At 70.7% G+C, this 21,387-nt stretch carries 21 protein-coding genes; 11 read left to right on the forward strand and 10 right to left on the reverse strand.

Features of this window, described 5'->3' with window-relative positions:
- Window positions 1-10: 10 nt before the first annotated feature.
- The 3 genes from KUM40_RS34165 to KUM40_RS34175 form a co-directional block, all read right to left on the reverse strand.
- A complete protein-coding gene (locus KUM40_RS34165) occupies window positions 11-538 on the reverse strand; it encodes a DUF3558 family protein (RefSeq protein WP_217170184.1) in 528 nt (175 codons plus the stop codon).
- A gap of 134 nt (window positions 539-672) precedes the next feature.
- Entirely contained in the window at window positions 673-1,011 is a 339-nt protein-coding gene (locus KUM40_RS34170) for a hypothetical protein (protein WP_217170185.1), read from the reverse strand.
- Entirely contained in the window at window positions 981-1,214 is a 234-nt protein-coding gene (locus KUM40_RS34175) for a DUF397 domain-containing protein (RefSeq protein WP_374227445.1), read from the reverse strand. Before KUM40_RS34175 ends, KUM40_RS34170 begins: the two co-directional genes overlap by 31 nt.
- A 154-nt stretch (window positions 1,215-1,368) precedes the next feature.
- On the opposite strand from KUM40_RS34175, the gene KUM40_RS34180 reads away from it, so the two are divergent.
- Window positions 1,369-2,286 (forward strand): hypothetical protein, encoded by a 918-nt coding sequence (locus KUM40_RS34180; protein WP_217170186.1) that lies wholly within the window; start codon window positions 1,369-1,371, stop codon window positions 2,284-2,286.
- On the opposite strand, the gene KUM40_RS34185 is transcribed toward KUM40_RS34180, so the two are convergent.
- Together KUM40_RS34185 and KUM40_RS34190 are read right to left on the reverse strand one after the other, a co-directional pair.
- On the reverse strand, window positions 2,276-3,379 hold the full coding sequence (locus KUM40_RS34185) for a hypothetical protein (RefSeq protein ID WP_217170297.1): 1,104 nt from the start codon (window positions 3,377-3,379) through the stop codon (window positions 2,276-2,278). The genes KUM40_RS34180 and KUM40_RS34185 overlap by 11 nt on opposite strands.
- A 2-nt stretch (window positions 3,380-3,381) precedes the next feature.
- Window positions 3,382-4,050 carry a hypothetical protein gene (locus tag KUM40_RS34190; RefSeq protein WP_308401296.1) on the reverse strand — a complete coding sequence of 223 codons (669 nt, stop codon included), beginning with the start codon at window positions 4,048-4,050 and terminating at the stop codon, window positions 3,382-3,384.
- A 403-nt stretch (window positions 4,051-4,453) separates the two neighbouring features.
- Between KUM40_RS34190 and KUM40_RS34195 the strand changes: the two genes are divergently transcribed.
- The 4 genes from KUM40_RS34195 to KUM40_RS34210 all read left to right on the forward strand — a co-directional run bounded on the left by KUM40_RS34195 (window position 4,454) and on the right by KUM40_RS34210 (window position 10,030).
- A complete protein-coding gene (locus tag KUM40_RS34195; protein WP_374227446.1) occupies window positions 4,454-7,423 on the forward strand; it encodes a BTAD domain-containing putative transcriptional regulator in 2,970 nt (989 codons plus the stop codon).
- Window positions 7,424-7,495: 72 nt separating this feature from the next.
- Window positions 7,496-8,239, forward strand: coding sequence for an A24 family peptidase (locus KUM40_RS34200; RefSeq protein ID WP_217170299.1), 744 nt, complete (start codon window positions 7,496-7,498; stop codon window positions 8,237-8,239).
- A gap of 127 nt (window positions 8,240-8,366) precedes the next feature.
- Complete coding sequence (gene mqnC, locus KUM40_RS34205) at window positions 8,367-9,566, forward strand: cyclic dehypoxanthinyl futalosine synthase (protein ID WP_217170188.1); 1,200 nt, start codon at window positions 8,367-8,369, stop codon at window positions 9,564-9,566.
- Between the two features lie 14 nt (window positions 9,567-9,580).
- Window positions 9,581-10,030, forward strand: a complete 450-nt coding sequence (locus KUM40_RS34210) for a hypothetical protein (protein WP_217170189.1) — start codon at window positions 9,581-9,583, stop codon at window positions 10,028-10,030.
- Window positions 10,031-10,121: 91 nt separating this feature from the next.
- On the opposite strand, the gene KUM40_RS34215 is transcribed toward KUM40_RS34210, so the two are convergent.
- Window positions 10,122-11,180, reverse strand: a complete 1,059-nt coding sequence (locus tag KUM40_RS34215; protein ID WP_217170190.1) for a chitinase — start codon at window positions 11,178-11,180, stop codon at window positions 10,122-10,124.
- A 203-nt stretch (window positions 11,181-11,383) separates the two neighbouring features.
- On the opposite strand from KUM40_RS34215, the gene KUM40_RS34220 reads away from it, so the two are divergent.
- From KUM40_RS34220 to KUM40_RS34235, 4 genes are all read left to right on the forward strand, one after another.
- Window positions 11,384-11,824, forward strand: a complete 441-nt coding sequence (locus KUM40_RS34220) for a hypothetical protein (protein WP_217170191.1) — start codon at window positions 11,384-11,386, stop codon at window positions 11,822-11,824.
- A 17-nt stretch (window positions 11,825-11,841) separates the two neighbouring features.
- Window positions 11,842-14,118: a bifunctional polysaccharide deacetylase/glycosyltransferase family 2 protein gene (locus tag KUM40_RS34225; protein WP_217170192.1), complete on the forward strand. Its 2,277-nt coding sequence runs from the start codon at window positions 11,842-11,844 to the stop codon at window positions 14,116-14,118.
- Window positions 14,118-15,248, forward strand: coding sequence for an acyltransferase (locus KUM40_RS34230; RefSeq protein WP_254396080.1), 1,131 nt, complete (start codon window positions 14,118-14,120; stop codon window positions 15,246-15,248). Before KUM40_RS34225 ends, KUM40_RS34230 begins: the two co-directional genes overlap by 1 nt.
- A gap of 125 nt (window positions 15,249-15,373) precedes the next feature.
- Window positions 15,374-16,069 (forward strand): demethylmenaquinone methyltransferase, encoded by a 696-nt coding sequence (locus KUM40_RS34235; protein ID WP_217170193.1) that lies wholly within the window; start codon window positions 15,374-15,376, stop codon window positions 16,067-16,069.
- Here the strand turns inward: KUM40_RS34235 and KUM40_RS34240 are convergent.
- Both KUM40_RS34240 and KUM40_RS34245 read right to left on the reverse strand, forming a co-directional pair.
- A complete protein-coding gene (locus KUM40_RS34240) occupies window positions 16,056-16,415 on the reverse strand; it encodes a PASTA domain-containing protein (RefSeq protein ID WP_217170194.1) in 360 nt (119 codons plus the stop codon). The genes KUM40_RS34235 and KUM40_RS34240 overlap by 14 nt on opposite strands.
- 93 nt (window positions 16,416-16,508) lie before the next feature.
- Window positions 16,509-17,066: a GNAT family N-acetyltransferase gene (locus KUM40_RS34245; RefSeq protein ID WP_217170195.1), complete on the reverse strand. Its 558-nt coding sequence runs from the start codon at window positions 17,064-17,066 to the stop codon at window positions 16,509-16,511.
- 47 nt (window positions 17,067-17,113) lie between these two features.
- Here KUM40_RS34245 and KUM40_RS34250 point away from each other — a divergent pair, with 47 nt between their 5' ends.
- Window positions 17,114-18,448 carry a geranylgeranyl reductase family protein gene (locus tag KUM40_RS34250; protein ID WP_217170196.1) on the forward strand — a complete coding sequence of 445 codons (1,335 nt, stop codon included), beginning with the start codon at window positions 17,114-17,116 and terminating at the stop codon, window positions 18,446-18,448.
- A 5-nt stretch (window positions 18,449-18,453) separates the two neighbouring features.
- Here the strand turns inward: KUM40_RS34250 and def are convergent, their stop codons facing one another.
- Window positions 18,454-19,107 (reverse strand): peptide deformylase, encoded by a 654-nt coding sequence (gene def / locus KUM40_RS34255; protein ID WP_217170197.1) that lies wholly within the window; start codon window positions 19,105-19,107, stop codon window positions 18,454-18,456.
- 239 nt (window positions 19,108-19,346) lie between these two features.
- A complete protein-coding gene (locus tag KUM40_RS34260) occupies window positions 19,347-20,171 on the reverse strand; it encodes a C40 family peptidase (protein WP_217170198.1) in 825 nt (274 codons plus the stop codon).
- 845 nt (window positions 20,172-21,016) lie between these two features.
- Here KUM40_RS34260 and KUM40_RS34265 point away from each other — a divergent pair.
- Window positions 21,017-21,376 (forward strand): NADH-quinone oxidoreductase subunit A, encoded by a 360-nt coding sequence (locus tag KUM40_RS34265; RefSeq protein WP_003974383.1) that lies wholly within the window; start codon window positions 21,017-21,019, stop codon window positions 21,374-21,376.
- Window positions 21,377-21,387 lie beyond the last annotated feature (11 nt).

Genomic DNA, 21,387 nt, shown 5'->3' on the forward strand with positions numbered 1-21,387 from the left:
GGCTGGGACGTCATCGAATATGGGTCAGGGCAGCGGCGGCGACGGACGCCCCCGCGGGACATGTTGTGTCCTGCGGTTCCCCGGGCTCCGGAATGGTGGTGGTGCCGACCAGACGATCGGTGTCGTGCACCGCGACGAAGATGAAGCAGATCCGCTGGAATTCGGCCTGGATGGCCTTGTGCTGCCCCACCGGCACCTGCGTGACGCGCCCGTTCTTGGTCATGGTCTTCGCGTAGGACAGGGGCAGGTCCAGGCCGAGGCTGACGTTCTGTCCAGCCAACTTCCACCTGCAGGTCGGTCCGTTCTTGCCGGACTCCTCCTCTCCCCGGCCGGTGATTCCGAGGGCGGCAAGGTCGTGCTCGTCGAGGGCGAGACACGGCTGCGACGCCAGTTGGCCTTGGCTGTACTTGCTCGGCTGCGCTGCGGCAGAGGGGGAAGCGGAGGACGAGGTGGCGGCGGCGGAGGACGATGTGGGATGCGGGGACGACGACCGCGGCGTGCCCTGCCCGCTCGAACACCCGGTGCCGAGCAGGCACACGGCAACTACAACCCCGAGTCCGGCTGTTCGGCGGGAGCGCCTGCCCCGGAGACGCTGATCAAGATCGAATCGCGGCATGTCGGCACGGTAGTGGCACTGTGCCGGGACCGGTCCCGGCACGGCCCTCAGCGGCGCTACTTGCCGCCGCTGTTGCCCTTGCCGCCCCGCTTGTCCTCCGTCTTCACGGCGTCGTTGACCTTTTTGGTGAGGTCGTCGTCGAGCTTCTTGACCTCGCGGACGACGGCATCCGACATGCTGCCGAGGGCGTCGAGCTGCTGGGTGATGTCCTCGCGGCCGTCCTCCCAGTTGGACTCGAAGTCGTCGAGCGCGTCGTTGACGCTGCCGTCGCCGATGTCGTCCCTGTACGACTCGAAGAGCTTCTTGGTGTGGTTCAGCCGCGTCTTGAGCGACCGCAGCCGGCGCCCGTAGTCCTCCAGCTCGGTCAACGGCAGTGCGAGGTCGCTCTTGCCCATGGCCGGCAGTCCCCTCTCAGATGGTGGTCGCCCTGAGGCTCCGAACCAGCGCGGTGAACGCGCCGCCCGGGACGGTAAGTGTGCCCTGGGAGGGGGCCTTCGAGCCACATATCGCGACTCGGGCGCGCAGTGATCTCCACGCACGTGTTGCCGTTGCCTCCCTCGGAGTAGGAGGACTTCCGCCAGTGGATGCGTCTGGTCACGCCTCGTGCCTCACAGTTCCTTCGTCAAGTGATGGATGAGATCCCGCGTCCGGCCGGGGCCCAGCGACGCCCTTTCCACACCGGGGGCAAGTACGTGTGGGGTGACCTTGTCGCGGCGTAGCTCGTTGATCACGTCGTACAGGAGGGAGAGCTGATGGTCGGCTCGTCGCACGAGGCGCTGCACTGGGTCTTTCAGAAGGACCCCGCGCTGCTGACGCGGGCATTCCAGAGAGTGCTGCACGTTCCGTTCCCGGAACCGCGTGACTTCGCGGTCCTGAACACGGACGTCACGGAGATCGAGCCCGTCGAGCGGCGTGTGGACACGCTGATGCGGGTGGAGACGGACGAAGGGGCCTACCTCCTCGTCATCGAGGCGCAGGGGAAGAAGGATGAGAAGAAGCGCGGAAGCTGGCCGTACTACCTCGCGTATTTGTACGAGAAGTATCGCTGTGAGCCGGTGCTCGTCGTGATCACGCAGAACAGCGCGACGGCACGCTGGGCGGCGCAGCCCATCCGGCGGGGACTGCCCGGCTGGGACTCGATGACGGTGCGACCGCTGGTGATCGGTCCGGACAACGTGCCGGTGATCGCGAATGAGCGGGAGGCCGAGCGGGACGTGCCGCTTGCCGTCCTGTCGGCCATGACACACGGGCGGGGCGCCAAGGCTGCCGCCATACTGGAGCCACTGGCTTTCGCTCTGCGGACCGTCGACGGCGACAGTGCGGCGATGTTCGGACAGCTCATCGAATCGTGCCTGGGGGATCCCCGGGCCAAGGACCTCTGGAGGGACCTGATGTCGGAGATCCGCTACTTCTTCAACAACCCGGTGGCCGAGAAGGTCCGTGAGGAAGGTCGGGTGGAAGGCCGCGTGGAAGGCCGAGTGGAAGGTCGGGAGGAGGGGCGGGCCGAGGTTCGTTCCGAGATCACGCTGGAGATCCTGGAGTGGCGGGGCATCCCGGTGCCCGGTGCCGTGCGGGAGCGGGTGCTCGCCTGCACGGATCCGAAGCAGCTCAAGATCTGGTCCCAGCGGGCGGTTCAGGTCACGCGTGCGGAAGATCTGTTCAGCGGTTGATGGACTGGATCTCCTGGACTTCCATGTCCTGGGTCGTCTCGAAGGTGCCGTCCGGCAGGTCGCCCTGGGCGCCGCCCGTGCCCTCCCAGGAGATTTCCCAGGTGATCGAGGCCTTGAGCTGGTACGGGTTACCGCCCGAGGCGCGCAGGTAGCGGATGCCGCAGGGCGGGGTCTGGTCGGCCTTGCCCTTCGTGTACGGCGTGCCGATGGAGCCGTCCGCGTTGATTTCGCAGTCGCCGGAGGCGGGGAACGTTTCGGCGTCGGCCGTGCCGGGCTCCAGGTGGAGGGCGACGGGCTTCGCGGTCGTCTCCGCCCACAGACCAGTGTGGGGCAGTTCGGCGCGGACCTTGACCTCCTTGAAGGTGCCTTTGTCCAGCCAGACCCAGGTGGGCAGGTTCACCGTGGATTTCGTCTGGGGCTTCAGCTCGACCTCGGTCTTGGGTACGTCGATCTGGTCGTACGCGTAGGCGGCGAGCGTCTCGGGAGTGGGCGCGTGTTCGTCGTCCGGGATGGTGCCGGCGTCCTGCCAGAACATGACGCGACCGCAGTCCCAGGCCTTGGTGTCGTCCTCGTGCCCCTTGCGGACCACGCTGCGCCAGAACATCCCGTCCTTGCCGACGTTGTAGTCCTTGTAGCCCTTGGCCATCGTGTTTTTGGACGAGTTGATGTCGAAGTTGTCCTGCTCCTCGCCCTCCTCGTAGTGATCGACGAAGATTCCCGAGGTCCAGAACTCATGGGCGTTCACGGCGCCCAGGCCGCCGTTCTTCTTCAGGTCCGCGACTGCGGACTTGAGCTGTTCCGGAGTGAAGGCCGGCTCGTACCAGCAAACAGGCGGCTCCCAGTTGGGGTCGACCGAGGTCAGGTCCTCCATCGAGCCGCTGCCGGTTCGGCCGTCGGGATAGGTGAGCTGAATCCTGGACTGGGAGACCGAGGCCAGCAGGGTGCTGCCCTGGCGGTTGCCCTCCGAACTCTCGTCCGCCGGAGGAGTCGTGGTGTTGCCAGGCGTTCCATTGGCATGAGCCGCAGGGGCCAGGCCTGCGATCAGGGCAGCCGAGAGAGCTGCGGACGACCAGTACAGGGCGTGACGAGGCATGGTCATCCCTTGCACTCCTTCACCCGGCCCTGCACCTCGATCTGCCGTGCCTGCCACACCGTGGCCGATTCCTCGGACGGGCTCATCAGCAGGCTGAACTTCTGGTAACTGTCCAGGTTCTCTTCGGTGACGTTGACCTTTCCCGTTTTGACCTTCTTGCTGTAGAACTTCGCCTGATTGCGGCAGAAGGTGACGAGTGTGGACTTGCCTTCACCCACGGGCTCGACGCCGGCGTCGAAGTACCGGTCGTTTCCGGTGACCGTCCAGCCGTCCTTCACCCACGCCTCGATCTGTGACTTGGCGTATTTCTCGGCACCGCCGGTCGAGTAGAACTGATAGGCCGGATCGTTGGGATCCTGCTGCGCGATGCCGTGGTCCAAGGCGCGGATGTAGTTGGCGGCGTCCTCGAGCGCTGCGGCCTGGTCCGCGTCCGACGGCTCCTCGAAGTCGAAGACCAGCTTCAGGTCCTTGGGCAGGCTCACGTCCGGCCGCTCCACGTCGGCCGCGCCCGACGCCGAAGCCGACGTCGAAGAACTCCCCGCCCCCGTCCCCGCCCCCTTGATGTCGTCCGGCGACGAGTCGTCGTCGCTTCCGCCGCAGGCGGTCAGGAGCAGGGCCGCCGTTGCGGTGAAGGTGGCGGCGGTCATGGTGAGGGCGCTGCTGCGGGCCACTGGTGTTCCCCCCGGGGTACGGCGTGTGCGACAGGGAACGAAGTTATCAGGGGGGCGTGCACGCGCTCTGGTCGGATTTCGGGGATTGTGTGCGGGGTGTGAAGGGGTGGCCGACGTAAGCGGGCAAACGGCGTGAAGCGGGCGGAAGTTGTGATGCGGGCCTCTCTCGCCCCTTCGCCGCTGTCGGTGGGAGTCCATAGGATCTCTGTAGGCTCAGCACACCCCTCATACCGGACGCCCCCGCGGCCTCCTCCGCCCACGACCACGACCCAGGACTCCACCCATGCCGCGACGCCGCACATCAAGCTCCTCCAGCTCGACGGCTCCCTCGGCTCCCCGGGCTCCTTCGGCTCCCTCGGGCCGTCCGGCTCCCTCGACTCCGAGGAACCGCACGCCCCAGCCGGTGCGGGTGCGGCGGCGGTCGTTCGGGGACTTCGTCAAGGCGTTCCTCGCCTTCCTGGTGCTGGCCGTGCTGGTCGTCGGGGTGCCCCTCGCGCTGGCCGTCACCGCCGGGTGGCCGTTCCCCGGCGGTGCGCCCAGCCTCGACTGGCTCCAGCGTGAGATCACCGTGCAGACCTTCCTGCACATCCTCACCGTCATCGTCTGGTTCGCGTGGGCGCAGTTCGCCGCCTGCGTGCTCGTCGAGGTCAAGGCCGCGCTGTCCGGCGTCGGGGTGCCGGGGCGGGTGCCCGGGTCCGGGCCCAGTCAGTTGCTGGCCCGGCAGCTCGTCGCCGCCCTGCTGCTCGTCGGCGCCACCGCGGCGAGCCTCACGCCGGGGCTGTCGCAGCTCGGGCAGAGCCTGGAGGGGAACCAGAGGCCGTCCGTCGCCGCCGCCCAGCAGACGCCCGGCGTCTTCGCCCAGCAGCAGGAGCAGGCCGCCGCCACCGCGAACGCCCTCGCCGAGCAGGCGGGACAGGCCGGGCAGGCCGCCGCCCGTGCCGACGGGGGTGCCTCGGCCGCGCACGGCGACACGAAGTACTACCGGATCCAGCCACCCGAGGGACGTCACCACGACTCCCTCTGGGAGGTCGCCGAGCGGCACCTCGGTGACGGGCGCCGGTACAAGGAGATCTTCGAGCTGAACAAGGACCGGGTGCAGCCCGACGGGTCGAGGCTGTCGGAGGCCTCGCTCATCCGGCCCGGATGGATCATGGAGATGCCCGGCGACGCCCGCGGCGGCGAGCTGGTCGAGATGCCCGACGAGGCGCCGAACGTCTCCGAGCAGGTGCAGCAGCAAATCAGCGACTACTCCCAGAGCGGCGACCACGCGCAGGGCGGAGGCGGAAGCGGCAGCGGAGCGCAGGGGAGCGGTGACGCCCAGGTCTCCCTGCCCGAGCAGCGGCCGGTGCCCGCGCCCACGCCCGCGACTCCCGCCACCCCCGTCACACCCGCGACCCCCGCTCCCGGCGCCGGGCAGGAGCACGCCACCCCCGCCGCCGGACAGGACGGGCGCTCCTTCGGGCTGCCCGAAGCCCTCCTCACCGCGCCCCTCCTCGCCGCCGGTCTCCTCGGCGCCCTCGGACGGCGACGCCGGCAGGCGATGTGGCAGTCGGCGCTCGGTGCCGTCGGCGGCCGGCGCGGCATGGAGCCGCCCACGCCGACCGGTGACGCCCAGAACGTGCAGGACGCGCTGCTCGTCGGCGCCGACCCCGAGGGCGTACGCCTGCTCGACCGGTCGCTGCGCGGGCTGGCCGCGTCCCTCGCCGCCGAGTCCCGCCCGCTGCCCGTCGTCTACGCGGCCTGGCTGAGCGGCAACGGCGACCTGCATCTCCAGCTCGCCCAGCCGTCCGGCAGGCCGCCCTCGCCCTGGCAGCAGGGACAGGACCAGACCTTCTGGATGCTGGCCCGCGCGGACGCCGAGCGGTACGAGGACGCCGACACGGCCGCGCCGTACCCCGGTCTCGTCAGCCTCGGCACCATGGACGACTCCCGGCTGCTGCTCAACCTGGAGGCCGTGCCCGGCATGGTCTCGCTCAGCGGCGACGAGGCCGACCGGGCCGCCGTGTTCGCGTCGGTCGCCGCCGAACTGGCCACCAACGGCTGGTCGGACCGTATGACCATCACGCTCGTCGGGTTCGGGGACGACCTCACGCCCCTCGCGCCCAACCGGATCCGTCACCTCGACGGGTTCGAGGACCTCTTCGAGACCATGTCCGCCGAGACCCGGCAGCGGCGCGGCGCGCTCGGGGCCGCCGGGCACGACTCCGTGCTCACCGGCCGCACCGGGCCCGCGCAGCACACGCGTTGGGCCCCGCACCTGGTGCTGCTCGCCGCCCAGCCGTCCGACGAGGACGCCCTGCGGCTCGCCGAACTCGCTGCCGACGCCGGGCGCCTCGGCATCGGCTACCTCGTCGGCACCGGGGGCGCCGACCTGCCGGGCGCCGCCTGGGAGATGGAGATCACCGGCGAGGGCAGGCTGCTCGCGCCGCTCCTCGGGCTCGAGCTGGACGCGCAACTGCTGCCGGCCGCCCAGCGGCGCGCCGTCGTCGAGCTGTTCAGCGACGCCGACCCCGGCTCCGGCTCCGGGCGCGGGCCCGGCTCCGGGCGCGGGCCCGGCCGGCCGGCCAACGCCCCGCCGTTCCTCGTCGACATCAGCGAGCAGGGGCGGCCCGCGGTGTACGCCCGCCTCGTCGGGTCGTACGAGATCATCGGCCTGGACGCGCCCGACGGCGAGCGCAGCGCCCTGCTCCACGAGGCGCTGGCGCTGCTCCTGCTGCACCGCGAGGGCGTCCACCCGCGGGTGCTGTCCTCCGCGTTGTGGCCGCGCGGGGTGACGGGCGACGTGCGCGACGCGCTCCTTGAGCGGCTGCACGCCTGGCTCGGCACCGACCCCGACGGCACGCCGAGGCTCGCCACCGACGCCACCGGGCGGCTCACCCTCGCCAAGTCCGTCGTCTCCGACCTCGACGTACTGCGCTCCCTCTACTACGAGGCCACGCAGGGCCGGGGCGTCGACAGCCGCCAGGTGCGCGGGCGGCTGCTCACCGACGCGCTGGTGCTGGTGCGCGGGCCGCTGCTCGCCGACCGGCCCGAGGGCCGCTACCGCTGGCTCACCCACGAGATCATCGACGCCCAGCTCCCGCTGCTCGTCGCCGACACCGGGCTCGCGCTCTCCGAGTTCCACCTGGAGAGGAACCGCGCGGAGAAGGCCATCGAGGCGCTGAACGCCGCCCTGCGCACCGCCCCGACCGACGAGCGGCTGTGGCACGAACTGCTGCGCGCCACGCACACCACCGACGACACCGGCCGGCTCCGCGCCCTCGCCGCCGACCTGATCGGCCGCAGCGGGGCGCGCGGTCTGCCGCCGCGCACCGAGGCACTGCTCGACGAGCTGCTGCCGACCTGGCGCGACGGCGTCGCGGCAGCGGGCTGAGAGCGGGCTGAGCCGAAGGGCCGGGTGGACCTCCTGATCGACATCGACATTGCCAGCGACATCGCCAGCGACATGGGCATCGACATCGACCTCCTGGTCGTCCTCGTCGCCGCGCTCTGGGGCGCGGCGACGGGTGCGCTGCTGCCACGCGCCGCCTACCGCTTCTCCGCCCCGTCCGGGGAGGCGTGGCGCGAACGGTGCCCCCGGGAACACCCGGTGCGCGGCTGGCTCGGGCGGGCCCGGTGCGGGCAGTGCGACACCGGCCACACGTCGTACGGCGCTCGTACCGCCTCCCTCGCCACCGTCACCGCCCTCGTCTGCGCCGCCCTCGCCGCCGCCACCGGCACCCGCCCCGAGCTGGCCGTCTGGCTGCTGCTCGCGCCGGCCGGCGTGCTGCTGGCCGTCGTAGACCTGAAGGTACGGCGGCTGCCCGACCCCCTGACCCTGCCGCTCGCCGCCGCCGCGCTCGTCCTGCTCGGCCTCGTCGCGCTCGTGCCCGAACACGCGGGGGAGTGGACCACCGCCCTGCTGGGCGCCCTCGCCCTCGGCGCCGGCTACCTCGTGCTGTTCCTCATCAACCCGGCCGGCATGGGCTTCGGCGACGTCAAGCTCGCCCTCACGGCCGGTGCCGTCCTCGGCTGGTACGGCTGGCCCACGCTGATGCTGGGCACCTTCGCAGGGTTCCTGCTCGGCGCGTTCTACGGCGGTGCCCTCCTCGTCGCGCGGCGCGCGGGGCGCAAGACGGCCATCCCGTTCGGGCCGTTCCTCATCGCGGGCGCCTTCCTCGGCCTCCTGATCGGGGCCTACGCGGCCTGAGGACCGACGCCCGACGCCCGACGCGCGAAGACCGGCGCCCGAAGACCGGCGACCGGCGTCCGAAAGGCCTGGCGTACGCTGGGCAGGTCTGTCCACAACCCTTACGAACCTTGCGAAAGGGACGCCGGTGACCGAGAAGGCCGACCTTCAGCCCATCCTCGACCGCGCCGCCGCCGGTGGGCGGATCACCCCGGAGGAAGCGCTCGACCTGTACCGCGACGCCCCGCTGCACGCGCTGGGCGCCGCCGCCGACGCCGTACGCAGGCGCCGGTACGCAGGTACGGAGCACATCGCCACGTACATCATCGAGCGCAACATCAACTACACGAACGTGTGCGTCACGGCGTGCAAGTTCTGCGCCTTCTACGCCGCGCCCAAGGACACCGCCAAGGGCTGGACCCGCGACCTCGACGACATCCTGCGCCGCTGCGCGGAGACGGTCGAGCTGGGCGGCACGCAGATCATGTTCCAGGGCGGCCACCACCCGGACTACGGCGTCGAGTACTACGAGAAGCACTTCGCCGCCATCAAGAAGGAGTTCCCGCAGCTCGTCATCCACAGCCTGGGGGCGAGCGAGGTCGAGCACATGGCGCGGATCTCGAAGGTGTCGGTCGAGGAGGCCGTCACCCGTATCCACGCCGCCGGGCTCGACTCCTTCGCCGGCGCCGGTGCCGAACTCCTGCCGGAGCGTCCGCGCAAGGCCATCGCGCCGCTGAAGGAGTCCGGCGAGCGCTGGCTGGAGATCATGGAGATCGCGCACGGGCTGGGCGTGGAGTCGACCTCCACCATGCTGATGGGCACCGGCGAGACCAACGCCGAGCGCATCGAGCACCTGCGCATGATCCGGGACGTGCAGGACCGCACCGGCGGCTTCCGCGCCTTCATCCCGTACACCTACCAGCCCGAGAACAACCACCTGAAGGGCCGCACCCAGGCCACGCTCTTCGAGTACCTGCGGATGATCGCCATCGCCCGCGTCTTCCTCGACAACGTCGCCCACATCCAGGGCTCCTGGCTGACGACCGGCAAGGAGGTCGGTCAGCTCTCCCTGCACTACGGCGCCGACGACCTCGGCTCGATCATGCTGGAGGAGAACGTGGTGTCGTCGGCCGGGGCCAAGCACCGGTCCAACCGGCTGGAGATCATCGACCTGATCCGCAGGGCGGGGCGCGTCCCGGCGCAGCGCGCCACGACGTACGAGCACCTCGTCGTGCACGACGACCCGGCGAACGACCCCGTCGACGAGCGGGTCGTCTCGCACATCTCGTCCACGGCGATCGAGGGCGGCACGGCGCATCCCGAGCTGAAGCTGCTCGCTTCCAACTGACGGCTGCCGTCCCGATGCTGACGATTCACGCCGCGGACGAGGTCCGGTACGTCTGGGACGAACCGGAGACCGTCAAGGGCGGCGCCGTCGCCGTCGACGGGGTCCGGATCGCCGCCGTGGGGCCGCTTGCCGAGCTGGCGGAGCGGTTCCCGGCGGCGCGGGTGCGGCGCTGGCCCGGTGTCCTCGGGCCCGCGCGCGTCCACGAGGGTCCGCTGCCGGACGCGCCCACGCCGCGCGAGCGGGTCCACGCCGTGCTGAAGCTGGGCGCGGTGGCCGTCCTGGCGGAGCACGCCGGCTCGCCCGCACTGCGGGCCGCGGCCGAGCGCAACGACGTCGCGGTGCTCGCCCGCACCCGTCCCGCCGCCCTCGTCGACCTCGGCCGGGCGGACCTCGCCGTCCTCGACGACGACGGCGCGTGCGTCGCCACCGTGTGCGCGGGGCGGCTGGTGCACCGCAGGCGCTGACCGCGGGTGCTGATGGCGGGTGCTGGTCGCGGGTGCTGAACGCGGGCCGCCGGCCGCATGCGCGCTGAACGCGGCCGTCAGCCCGCCGTCGTCAGCCCGCGAACGCCTCCCCGAAGGCCCCCGCCTCCTGCGTCACGCCGCTGCAGTCGGTCGCCGCGTCGTCCGCGTCGGTGTCGGTGTCGGCGTCGCCCGCGCCGGTGTCGTCCTCCGTGCACTGCTGGTCGCGGAAGGCCGCCCACATCGACACCCAGGCGATCCCCTTCTCCTCGGCGAAGGCGCGGACCTCCGCCGCGTCCGCGAGGGTGAATGTCTCGCCGGCGACGTCGTTGACGCCGAGCATCGAGGTGAGCGCCATGCCCCGCCAGGCGTCCGCGTCCGACGTTCCGAAGACCTTCCTTAGCTGGGTGTGGGCGGCCTTCGCCGAGGTGAGGGCGTACTCGCCCATGTCGCCGGTGTACGACTCGCCGTAGTTCATGGTCATGAGGTTGACCGTGGAGACCTGTACGGCGTGGTCGTTGGCGGACGCCAGCAGGGCCAGGCCGTCGGCGTCCAGGCCGGAGGGCATGACGGGGAGGGTGAAGGAGACCTTCAGGTCGGTGCGTTGCTTCTGGAGCAGCGCGATCGCCTCCGAGCGCAGGGCGACGGAATCGGCGTCGGTCAGCTCGTCGCCCTCGATGTCGAAGTCGGCCTGCGTGGAACCGGCCGCGTCCAGGGCCTCGCCGTACGCCGCCGCCAGTTCCGACGCGCTGTCGCAGGCCGCCGCCAGTTCCGTGCCGGAGGAGCCGCCGAAGGAGACGCGGACGGTGGCACCGGACTGCCCGGACTGCTTCAGCTTCTCGACGCGGGAGGCCACCGAGGCGTCGTCGATGTCCTGCACGCCGTTCCAACGCGGGGCGCAGTCGTCGCCGGAGGAGATGACGAACGCCAGGTTGTACGTCGCCGGGGAGCCCGCGGAGTCGTTCGCGGAGGCGGTGGTGGCGCTGACGTAGGGGGCGTAGGCGGTGGTCGTCGCGGACGACTCGGATGGTTCGGATGGTTCGGCGGGGGCCGCATCGGTGGTGCCGGTGGCGCTGTCCTGTCCCGCGCAGCCCGCGGTGGTCAGGGCGAGCAACAGGGCGCACCCGGCCGCCGCCTTCCGGTAAGCCCTCATGTGCGTACGCTCCCGATCTCGTCGGCTCTCGCCGGTGTCCGTGTTCGGACGAGTGAATGTCGCACGTCTAGCTGGGTCTTCGCTGAGGAAAAGGCGCGGTTCGGCGTCATCTCCCAGGAAACGGACAGCGTGGACCGCTTTTCACCGGGATCTCACAACAAGCGCCCAGTTCACGACTGGCAAAGCTCCCTAACGTCCCGGGAATGCACTCCGAGCCTGCCTACGCATCCCGCGCCGACGTGCGCGGTCGCCGTCGCAAACGCGGCAACGAGTCCGCCGAGGGACCCGTGTTCGTCGACAGCACCGGACGCCGCGCCCGGCTGCTGCGCCGGTTCGGCCTCCTGCTGGGTGCCGTGTGCGTCGGCTACGCGGCCATCCTGGGCCTGGCCTTCATGGGGGTCGGCATCTCGGTCAACCCGGCCTCGCTGCTGCCCTTCGGGGCCGGCGGTGGCGGAGGGGACGGCCCGGGGCCCGGCGGAGGCGGCGCACGCCCCCAGGGCGGTGTCGCTCCCACGGGCGCCCCGCCGAGTGGGGCTCCCACGGGCGCCCCGCGGAGCGGCGGCCCCGCCGCCTCCCCGAGCGCTCTCCCCACCGCAGGCGCCACCGCCGGCGCAGCCACCGCCACCGCTGCCCCCACCGACTGACCGGACGTCCCGCTTCCATGACCACGCCCACCACACCCCCTTCCCCGCCCGCACGGGGCCGCCGCCGCGCCCCCTCCCGCATCGAGCGGGCCGCCGGCCGGGCCGCCGCGCTGCAACGCCCACGCGTCCTGCTCGCCCTGCTGCTCCTGCTCGCGCTGACCTGCGCGATGCTCCTCGACGGCTATCTGCGCGCCGAGGTCGGCGGAGACGAGCGCGTCCGTACCGGCGCCAGTGCGAGCGACGTACCCGACGACGTCCTCGACGGCGGGCCGATCCTCTCCTTCCCCGGCGGACAGGCGACCACCGTCTCCGTCCCGGACAAGACGATCGTGCTGACCTTCGACGACGGTCCGGACCCCACCTGGACGCCGCAGGTGCTGGAGATCCTCGAGAAGTACGACGTGCCCGGCACGTTCTTCCTGGTCGGCTCGATGGTCTCGCGCAACCCGGACATCGTGCGTGACCTGGTCGAGCAGGGCAACGAGGTGGGCGTCCACACCTTCACCCACGTCGACCTCTCGTACCAGAGCGACGCCCGTGTCACGCGCGAGATCGAGCAGACCCAGCTCGCCCTGGCGGGCGCGGCCGGCATCACCACCACGCTGTTCCGGGCGCCGTACTCCTCCGAGACGGACGCCATCGACAACTACAGTTGGCCCGTCTACCAGAAACTCGGCGAGGACGGCTACACCAGCGTCTTCGTCGACACCGACAGCGACGACTGGAAGCAGCCCGGCGTCTCGAAGATCGTCAAGTGGGCCACGCCGGAGGACGACGAGGGCGCGGCCGTCCTCTTCCACGACGCCGGGGGCGACCGGGCGCAGACGATCAAGGCGCTGCCGAAGTACATCAAGAAGATGAAGGCGAAGGGCTACACCTTCACCACCGTCAGCGGCGTCACCGCCGAGCAGCAACAGCAGCAACAACAGCAACAACAGCAACAGCAGGAGCCCTCGGGTGGGCCCGCCGCCGCCCCTGGGACCGATTCCGGCAACGCCCTCCAGGCCGCCCACCACAAGGCCACCGGCGCGACCCTCTACGAGGGCAAGGCGCTCATCGCGGCCGTCGCCGTCGCCGAGTGGACGGTGCCGGCCCTGTCGGTGGGGCTGGTGATCGTGGGCGTGGCCGTGATGGGCCGGTTCGGGATGATGCTGATCCTCGCCCGCCGCCACTACAGACAGCGCAACAGACGCCGGTTTAGCTGGGGGCCGCCCGTCACCGGGCCGGTGAGCGTGATCGTCCCCGCGTACAACGAGAAGGAGTGCGTCGAGAGCACCCTCCGCTCGCTGGCGCGCAGCACGCACCCCATCGAGATCGTCCTGGTGGACGACGGTTCGACGGACGGCACCGCCGACATCGCCGAGTCCCTCGGCCTGCCGAACGTCCGCGTCGTCCGGCAGGACAACGCCGGCAAGCCCGCCGCCCTCAACAACGGCGTGCGGCACGCCCGGTACGACATCGTCGTGATGATGGACGGCGACACCGTCTTCGAGCCCGACACCGTACGGCACCTGGTGCAGCCCTTCGCCGACCCCGGCGTCGGCGCCGTCGCGGGCAACGCCAAGGTCGGCAACCGGCGCACCCTCATCGGCGCCTGGCAGCACATCGAGTACGTGATGGGCTTCAACCTCGACCGGCGCATGTACGACCTGCTGCGCTGCATGCCGACCATTCCGGGCGCGATCGGCGCGTTCCGGCGCGAGGCGGTCCTCCAGGTCGGCGGCATGAGCGACGACACCCTCGCCGAGGACACCGACATGACCATCGCCCTGCACCGCGCGGGATGGCGGGTGGTCTACGAGGAGCACGCCCGCGCCTGGACGGAGGCGCCGGGGTCGCTGGGCCAGCTCTGGTCGCAGCGCTACCGCTGGTCGTACGGCACGATGCAGGCGCTGTGGAAGCACCGCCGCTCCCTGACGGACAAGGGGCCCTCGGGCCGCTTCGGGCGGGTCGGCATGCCGCTGGTGGTGCTCTTCCAGGTGGTCACGCCGGTCTTCGCCCCGCTGATCGACGTCTTCACCCTCTACTCGATGATCTTCATCGACTTCCGGGCGGCGCTGCTCGCGTGGCTCGCGGTGCTGGGCGTGCAACTGGTGTGCGCGGCGTACGCCTTCCGGCTCGACCGGGAGAAGTACCGGTACCTGCTGATGATGCCGCTCCAGCAGTTGGCGTACCGGCAGATGATGTACCTCGTCCTCATCCACTCCTGCGTCACCGCCCTGACCGGCGGCCGGCTGCGCTGGCAGAAACTGAAGCGGACGGGCGAGGTGGGTACGCCGGCGGGGAACGGGTGATGGGGGCGCACAGCAAGGGGGCGACGCGTGGGGCAGGGGCGGCGGCGCGTCCTGACGGTGCCGGTGCCGGTGCCGCTGCCGGGGCCGTGGCCGGTGGGCCGGCGCGGGACCGGTACTTCGACACCCTGCGCGCCCTCGCCCTCGTCCGGGTCGTGGCGTACCACGCCTTCGGCTGGCCCTGGGCCGGGCTGGTCTTCCCGTCCATGGGGGTCATGTTCGGCCTGGCCGGCACGCTGATGGCGAAGTCGCTCCAGCGGCCCGCGGCAGCGGTGGTCCGCGGTCGGCTGCGCCGCCTGCTGCCGCCGTTCTGGTGCTGGGGTCTGTTCGTGGTCGGCGCGATGCTGGTGCGCGGCTGGATGCCGGGGTGGCAGATCGTCTACTGGGTCGTGCCGCTCGGCGACCCGCCGGGCAGCGCCTGGGCCGAGCAGGCCTGGGAGATCCTCTGGTACCTCAGGACGTACCTGTGGTTCGTGCTGCTCTCCCCGCTGCTGCTGCGGGTGTTCCGGCTCGCGCCCGTGCCGGTGCTGCTGCTGTCGCTCGCCCCGATCGTGGTGTTCCAGTTCCTCTGGCAGCCGCCGGAGAACCGCTTCGGCACCGGACTGCTCGACCTGGCGACGTACCTCTTCTGCTGGATCCTCGGCTTTGCGCACCGCGAGGGCGTGCTGGCACGTCTGAAGCCGGCCGCCGTCGTCGTCCTGTCGCTCGCGGCCCTAGCCTGCGGCGCCTGGTACGCCTTCGCGCACCAGGGGGAGTACGGCACCTACGACGTGGACGACATCCCGTTCGCGCAGGCCTTCTGGTCGGCCGGGTTCGTGACGCTGCTGATGTACTCCAAGGCGCGGCTCGGGCTCGACTTCTCGGGCCTGGTCCGGTGGCGCCGACTGGACCGGCTGGTGACCGTGTTCAACGCGCGTGCGGTGACGGTCTACCTCTGGCACGAGCTGGCCCTCGTCCTGGCGGTGCCGCTGATCGACCTGTTCTGGGACGTGCCCGCCTTCGAGGCGTATCTGCCGCTGGAGAGTCAGTGGTTCCTGCTGGGGGTGGGCTGGGTCCTGATCGCGGTGTTCGTGCTGCTGTTCGGGTGGGTGGAGGACGTCGCCGCGCGAAAGAGGCCGCGCCTGCTGCCGTGAGCCGCGCCTGCTGCCGTGAGTCGCGGCTGTGCTGCCGTGAGCCGGAGCTGCTGCCTGAGCCGCGCCTGCTGCCTGAGCCGGGGCTGCACCTCCGTGGCGCGACCCGGTGCTGCAACAATGGGCCCGTGACCCGCGCTTCCCTGAACAAGCAGCCGCACGAAGTCGCCTCGATGTTCGACCACGTCGCGGAACGGTACGACCTGACGAACGCCGTGCTCTCGCTCGGCCAGGACCGGGCGTGGCGCAAGGCGGTCGCCCAAGCCGTCGACGCCCGCCCGGCGCAGAAGGTCCTGGACCTCGCGGCCGGCACGGCGACCTCCTCCCTGCCCTTCGCCCGCACCGGTGCCTACGTCGTCCCGTGCGACTTCTCCCTCGGCATGCTCCAGGTCGGCAAGGAACGGCACTCCTGGCTGCCGTTCACCGCGGGCGACGCGACGCGGCTGCCCTTCAAGGACGACGCCTTCGACGCCGTGACCATCTCCTTCGGGCTGCGCAACGTGCAGGACACGGACGCCGCGCTGCGCGAGCTGTACCGGGTGACGCGGCCCGGCGGCCGGGTCGTCATCTGCGAGTTCTCGCACCCGACCTGGGCGCCGTTCCGGACCGTCTACACCGAGTACCTGATGCGCGCCCTGCCGCCGGTCGCCCGCGCGGTGTCGTCCAACCCCGACGCGTACGTCTACCTCGCCGAGTCCATCCGCGCGTGGCCCGACCAGCCGGCCCTCGCGGCGCGGCTGGGCAGGGCCGGCTGGTCCCGGGTGGCGTGGCGGAACCTGACGGGCGGCGTGGTGACGCTGCACCGGGGGTTCAAGGCAGGCTGAGGGCGGCGCAGCGGGGCTGCGGCGTCGGCTCGCCCGGCTCGGTCAGCTCCCGCTCGAGCCCGCCCAGCGGCGGCCTCGGCACGCGCGGCTCACGGATGCCCCCGCCGCCCTCGCCCTCACCCTCGCCGAAGTCGAACCACACGTACACCATCGACTCCCGCGGCACCTGCGCGCCGGGCTGCGGATACTGGCGTACGACGTAGTCGACGACGGCGAGCCGGACATCGGGCCGGTCCGGCGCGTTCAGGGACAGGTCCTGCGCGCGGGCGGCCTCGTGCGCGTCCACGGCCATCAGACCGACCAGGCGCGGTACGCGAACATCGGGACTCTTGGATACCAGGCGCACGGACGTCACCCCCAGCGGTACCCGGCAGAGTAGCTCCGCCGCGCACCGCCCGGAAGCGTCAAGTGGCTTACTGTGACAATTGATTACTCTACGTTATGTAGCGTGAAGGGGTGTGGAGGGAACGGGTGCGGAGGGAAGGGGAAGCGGGAGGGGGAGGCGGTAGCAGTGCCCCTGCCGCTCGGACGACGGGATCGTGAAGACCTCGGCGAGCCGCATGCCCAGCCGCTCCGTGACCGCGATGGAGCGGGTATTGCGCGCGTCGACCATCGCGACCACCTCCGCCACACCGGTGGCACCCACCCGCTCCAGGGTCTCCCGGGCCGCCGCCGTGACGTACCCCTTGCCCCAGTGTGCCCGCCCGAGGCGCCAGCCGATCTCGATCTCGCCCTTGGGGCCCCAGTCGCCCGGCCACGGCTGGGCGCCGGTGAAGCCTATGACCTGCCCGGAACCGTCCACCATGGTCCACAGACAGAAGCCGTGCTCGGCGTCGTGCCGGCGCTGGCGGGCGGTCAGCTCCTCGTAGACGGACAGCTCCGCGGACCTCCCGCCGTGGAACTCCATGACGTCCGGGTCGTCGAAGAGCCGGTGCCAGGCGACGGCGTCCTCGTCGGTGGGGACGCGCAACCGTACAACGGGGAGAGGTCGCTTCACTGGGCAGCCCTTCAGCCGGGTGATCGATGACGCTGAATAGACTGCCCATGTCCAGTGCCCGTCGGCACGCACATTTCCAACTCTGGGGAGATCCCGCCGTGACCGAGCCCCTCTCCGACAACACCGCCGATGTGATCGTCGTGGGCGCGGGGCCAGCCGGCTCCACCACCGCGTACCACCTGGCCAAGGCCGGGCTCGACGTCCTCCTGCTGGAGAAGACCGCCTTTCCCCGGGAGAAGGTCTGCGGCGACGGCCTGACCCCGCGCGCGACCAAGCAGCTCGTGGCCATGGGCATCGACATCTCCGAGGAGGCCGGCTGGCTGCGCAACAAGGGCCTGCGCATCATCGGCGGCGGCTCCCGCCTCCAGCTCGACTGGCCGGATCTGGCCTCCTTCCCCGACTACGGACTCGTCCGCAAGCGCGACGACTTCGACGAGCAGCTCGCCCGGCAGGCCCAGAAGGCCGGCGCGCGCCTCCACGAGCGCTGCAACGTCGGCGCCCCCGTCGTCGACGACCGCACCGGCCGCATCACCGGCGTGCACGCCAAGCTGGGGGAGGACAAGCGCGAGGTCACCTTCCACGCGCCGCTGGTGGTGGCCGCCGACGGCAACTCCACGCGGCTGTCCCTGGCGATGGGCCTGCACCGCCGCGAGGACCGTCCGATGGGCGTCGCGGTCCGCACGTACTTCACCTCACCCCGCCACGACGACGACTACCTCGAGTCCTGGCTGGAACTCTGGGACCGGCGCGGCGCGCAGGACCGCCTGCTGCCGGGCTACGGCTGGATCTTCGGCATGGGCGACGGCACCTCGAACGTCGGCCTGGGCGTCCTGAACACCTCCGCCGCCTTCAAGGAACTCGACTGGCGCGAGATCCTCAAGGCCTGGTGCGCGTCCATGCCTCAGGACTGGGGCTACACCCCCGACAACATGACCGGCCCGATCCGCGGCGCCGCCCTGCCCATGGCCTTCAACCGCCAGCCCCACTACACCAAGGGCCTGCTTCTCGTCGGCGACGCCGGCGGCCTGGTGAACCCCTTCAACGGCGAGGGCATCGCCTACGCCATGGAGTCCGGCCAGATCGCCGCCGACGTCATCGTCCAGGCCCACGCGCGGGCCACCCCGGCCCAGCGGGAGATCGCCCTCCAGCGCTACCCGCGCGTCCTCAAGGACACCTACGGCGGCTACTACAACCTGGGCCGCGCCTTCGTGAAGCTCATCGGCAACCCGAAGGTCATGCAGATCGCGACCCAGCGCGGCCTCACCCACCCCATCCTGATGAAGTTCACCCTGAAGATGCTCGCCAACCTGACGGACCCGACGGGCGGCGACGCGATGGACCGCATCATCAACGGACTGAGCAAGGTCGCACCGAAGGCCTGAGGGCCTCAGTCGCTGCTTCGGTTACTTCGGTCGCTTCGGTCGAGATCCGCGGCGTTGGCGGACCGGCGCGCGAGGACCTCCTCGCGCCGGTCCGCCGACTGCCGCAGCGCCGCCTTCCGTTCCCGGCCGGACAGCCGGTCCAGGTAGACATGCCCGTTCACGTGGTCGGTCTCGTGGGCGAGGCAGCGCGCGAAGTACCCGGTGCCCTCGACGACGAGCGTTGCGCCGTCCTTGTCGAGGCCTCGCACGACCGCCCGGTCGGGCCGCGGTACGGCCATGACGGCGCCCGGCACCGACAGGCACCCCTCACCCTCGTCCAGCAGCCGCCGTGCGGCCGGGGCGAGGGGGTCCAGCACGGGATTGACGATGTGTCCGACATGCCGGACTCCGTCGTCGTCGGGGCAGTCGTACACGAACAGGCGCAGATCGACCCCCACCTGATTGGCGGCCAGCCCGGCTCCCTCGGCGACGTACATCGTGCGGAACATGTCGTCGATGAGCGCGGCGAGGTCGGGCCCGAACTCGGTGACGTCCCGGCACGGCCTGTGCAGCACCCCCTCGCCGACCTCGGTGACGCGCCGCACCGATCCGCGCCGGGCGTCGGGGGCGAGCGGGGGATAGGAGGCGGTGGGCCGCCCCTGGACGAACACACTCGGCATGACGTTCTCTCCTTCGGCTCGTGGACGGGCCGATGGGGACCGGCCCGCGCCGAGCATGCCAGGAGACGCCGGAGGGACGCCATGGAACGTCAGGGGACGCCACGGAACTTCAGAGGACGGCCATGGAACGTCAGGGGCGTCAGGAGAGCCGCGAGACCCCGAAGGGTCGCAGCCCTCGAGCGGCTGCGACCCTTCGCGCGAATATGTCCGCGTTGTGCGTGGTTTGCGTTGTGCGTGGGTTACAGCACGCGCACCGCACCGCTCGGCGGGTCGTACGACAGCGGCTTCTCGACGACACCGGTGGACGAGTTCTGCGCGCCGACGAACATGCCGTCGCCGACGTAGACGCCCACGTGGTACGCGCTGCCCGCGCCGCCCCAGTACAGGATGTCGCCCGGCTGGAGGTTGTCCAGCCCGACCTGGGTGCCGGCGGTCGACTGGGCCTGAGAGACGCGAGGAAGGCTGATGCCGACCTGGTTGAAGGCGGCCTGCACGAGTCCGGAGCAGTCGTAGGCGGACGGGCCGGTGGCGCCGGAGACGTACGCCTTGCCGACCTGGGCCTGGACGAAGGAGACGACGGCGGCGGCCGAACCGGTGGCCGTGGACGTGCTGGTGCTGCCGGTGTCGGTGGAGGAGCCGGTGTCCGCGGAAGCGCTCAGGGTGGCGCGCTCGGCGGTGCGGGAGGCGCGCTCGGCGGCCTCCTTGCGTGCGGCCTCCTCGGCCTTCTTCTTCTCTTCCGCGGCCTTCTTCTTGGCCTCGGCGAGGTCAGTCTTGGCCTGCTTGGCGGCCTTGGCGGCCGCCGCGTCGCGCTCGGCCTGGAGCTGGTAGCTCGCGGCCGCCTGCTGCGTGACGTCCGCGGACTGGGCGACCTGAGCGGCCAGGTCGGCCGTCAGGGTGGGCAGTTCGAGCGTCTGCGTCACTGGTTCGGCCGCGTTGGCCGCACCCGACGCACCGGCCACTGCCAGGGTGCTGAGGACGCCACCGGCAACTCCGGTCCGCATCGCGATGGTCGACGCGCTGCGGCGGGGCTTCCGGTGGCTGCGTATGTGAGCGGTGTGGGACATAGGGACAACCGGTATCAGTAGCTCCTCCATACCTTCAAGAAACGTGTCCTGCGCCACAGTTGTTCAATCGAGTCGTCGAATCCCGGGCGTGTCGCTCTTTATTGACGCCGTAACGGACATTGCGGGCGGCCGTGATCGGCCTGTGATCACGGGCTTTGATCGTTTCGCCCGAATTGACCCGCGCTTACCACTGGTTGGGACACATGGCCAAGCCCGGTTCTCAGACGCCTTTCATGAATGTGGCGCAGGTCACGGAACGGTTACCCAGGTGCTCGCGTCCGTCGCGTGCGACCCGACCCCGGCCGGACCGAAGCAGTCCGAGTCGGCCCGAGGGGGCCCGAGGGGGCCCGAGGGGTCCGAGCCGGCTCGCGTCCGCTTCGCGCCGGCCGGGGCCGACGCTCGTGAACGCGTGCACGTGTCCACATCGCCCCCGGCTCTCCCTCTCATGTGTGAACGCGTCCTCTATCAATCGTTCGCGTCCAGCACCAATTTGCATGCAAGGGAAGCATCTTGATATTGAGACGCTCCTTGCCCCCAAGCCCTGGCCAGCGGTGATGAGCGAAAATGTCACCTCTGGTGATCGACTGGACGCTTCCTGTGTGAAGATCACCGCTCATCCGACTTCATGATCGTTCGTCAGGTGGTGGAGATCACAAAGCTTGTGTAATACCCCGTGTCGCAGATCACAGAGTGGCGGGCATAAGATGCGAGGCAGTTGGGCTTGTGACCTGCTTCACATGTTCGCGATCTTCGTCGGGACGGGCGGGGCTCGTGGGGCTGTTGGGGCGGCTGTGAGTCCGATGCAACCGCCAGCAGTCAGTGCCGACTGAGAGGAGCGAGGAGCGGTGAACGCGTATGCGCCCATCCTCGTACTGGGAGCCCTCGGGGCAGGCTTTGCGATCTTCTCCGTGGTCATGGCCACGCTGATCGGTCCGAAGCGGTACAACCGGGCGAAGCTCGAGGCCTACGAGTGCGGCATCGAGCCGACCCCCACGCCGGCCGGCGGCGGGCGCTTCCCCATCAAGTACTACCTGACGGCGATGCTCTTCATCATCTTCGATATCGAGATCGTCTTCCTCTACCCCTGGGCCGTCACCTTCGACGCCCTGGGGATTTTCGGGCTCGTGGAGATGCTGCTCTTCGTGCTCACCGTCTTCGTCGCGTACGCGTACGTATGGCGGCGCGGCGGCCTGGAATGGGACTGAGGGGCCTTTGA

Source organism: Streptomyces sp. AC512_CC834 (assembly GCF_019049325.1).
Lineage (GTDB): Bacteria > Actinomycetota > Actinomycetes > Streptomycetales > Streptomycetaceae > Streptomyces.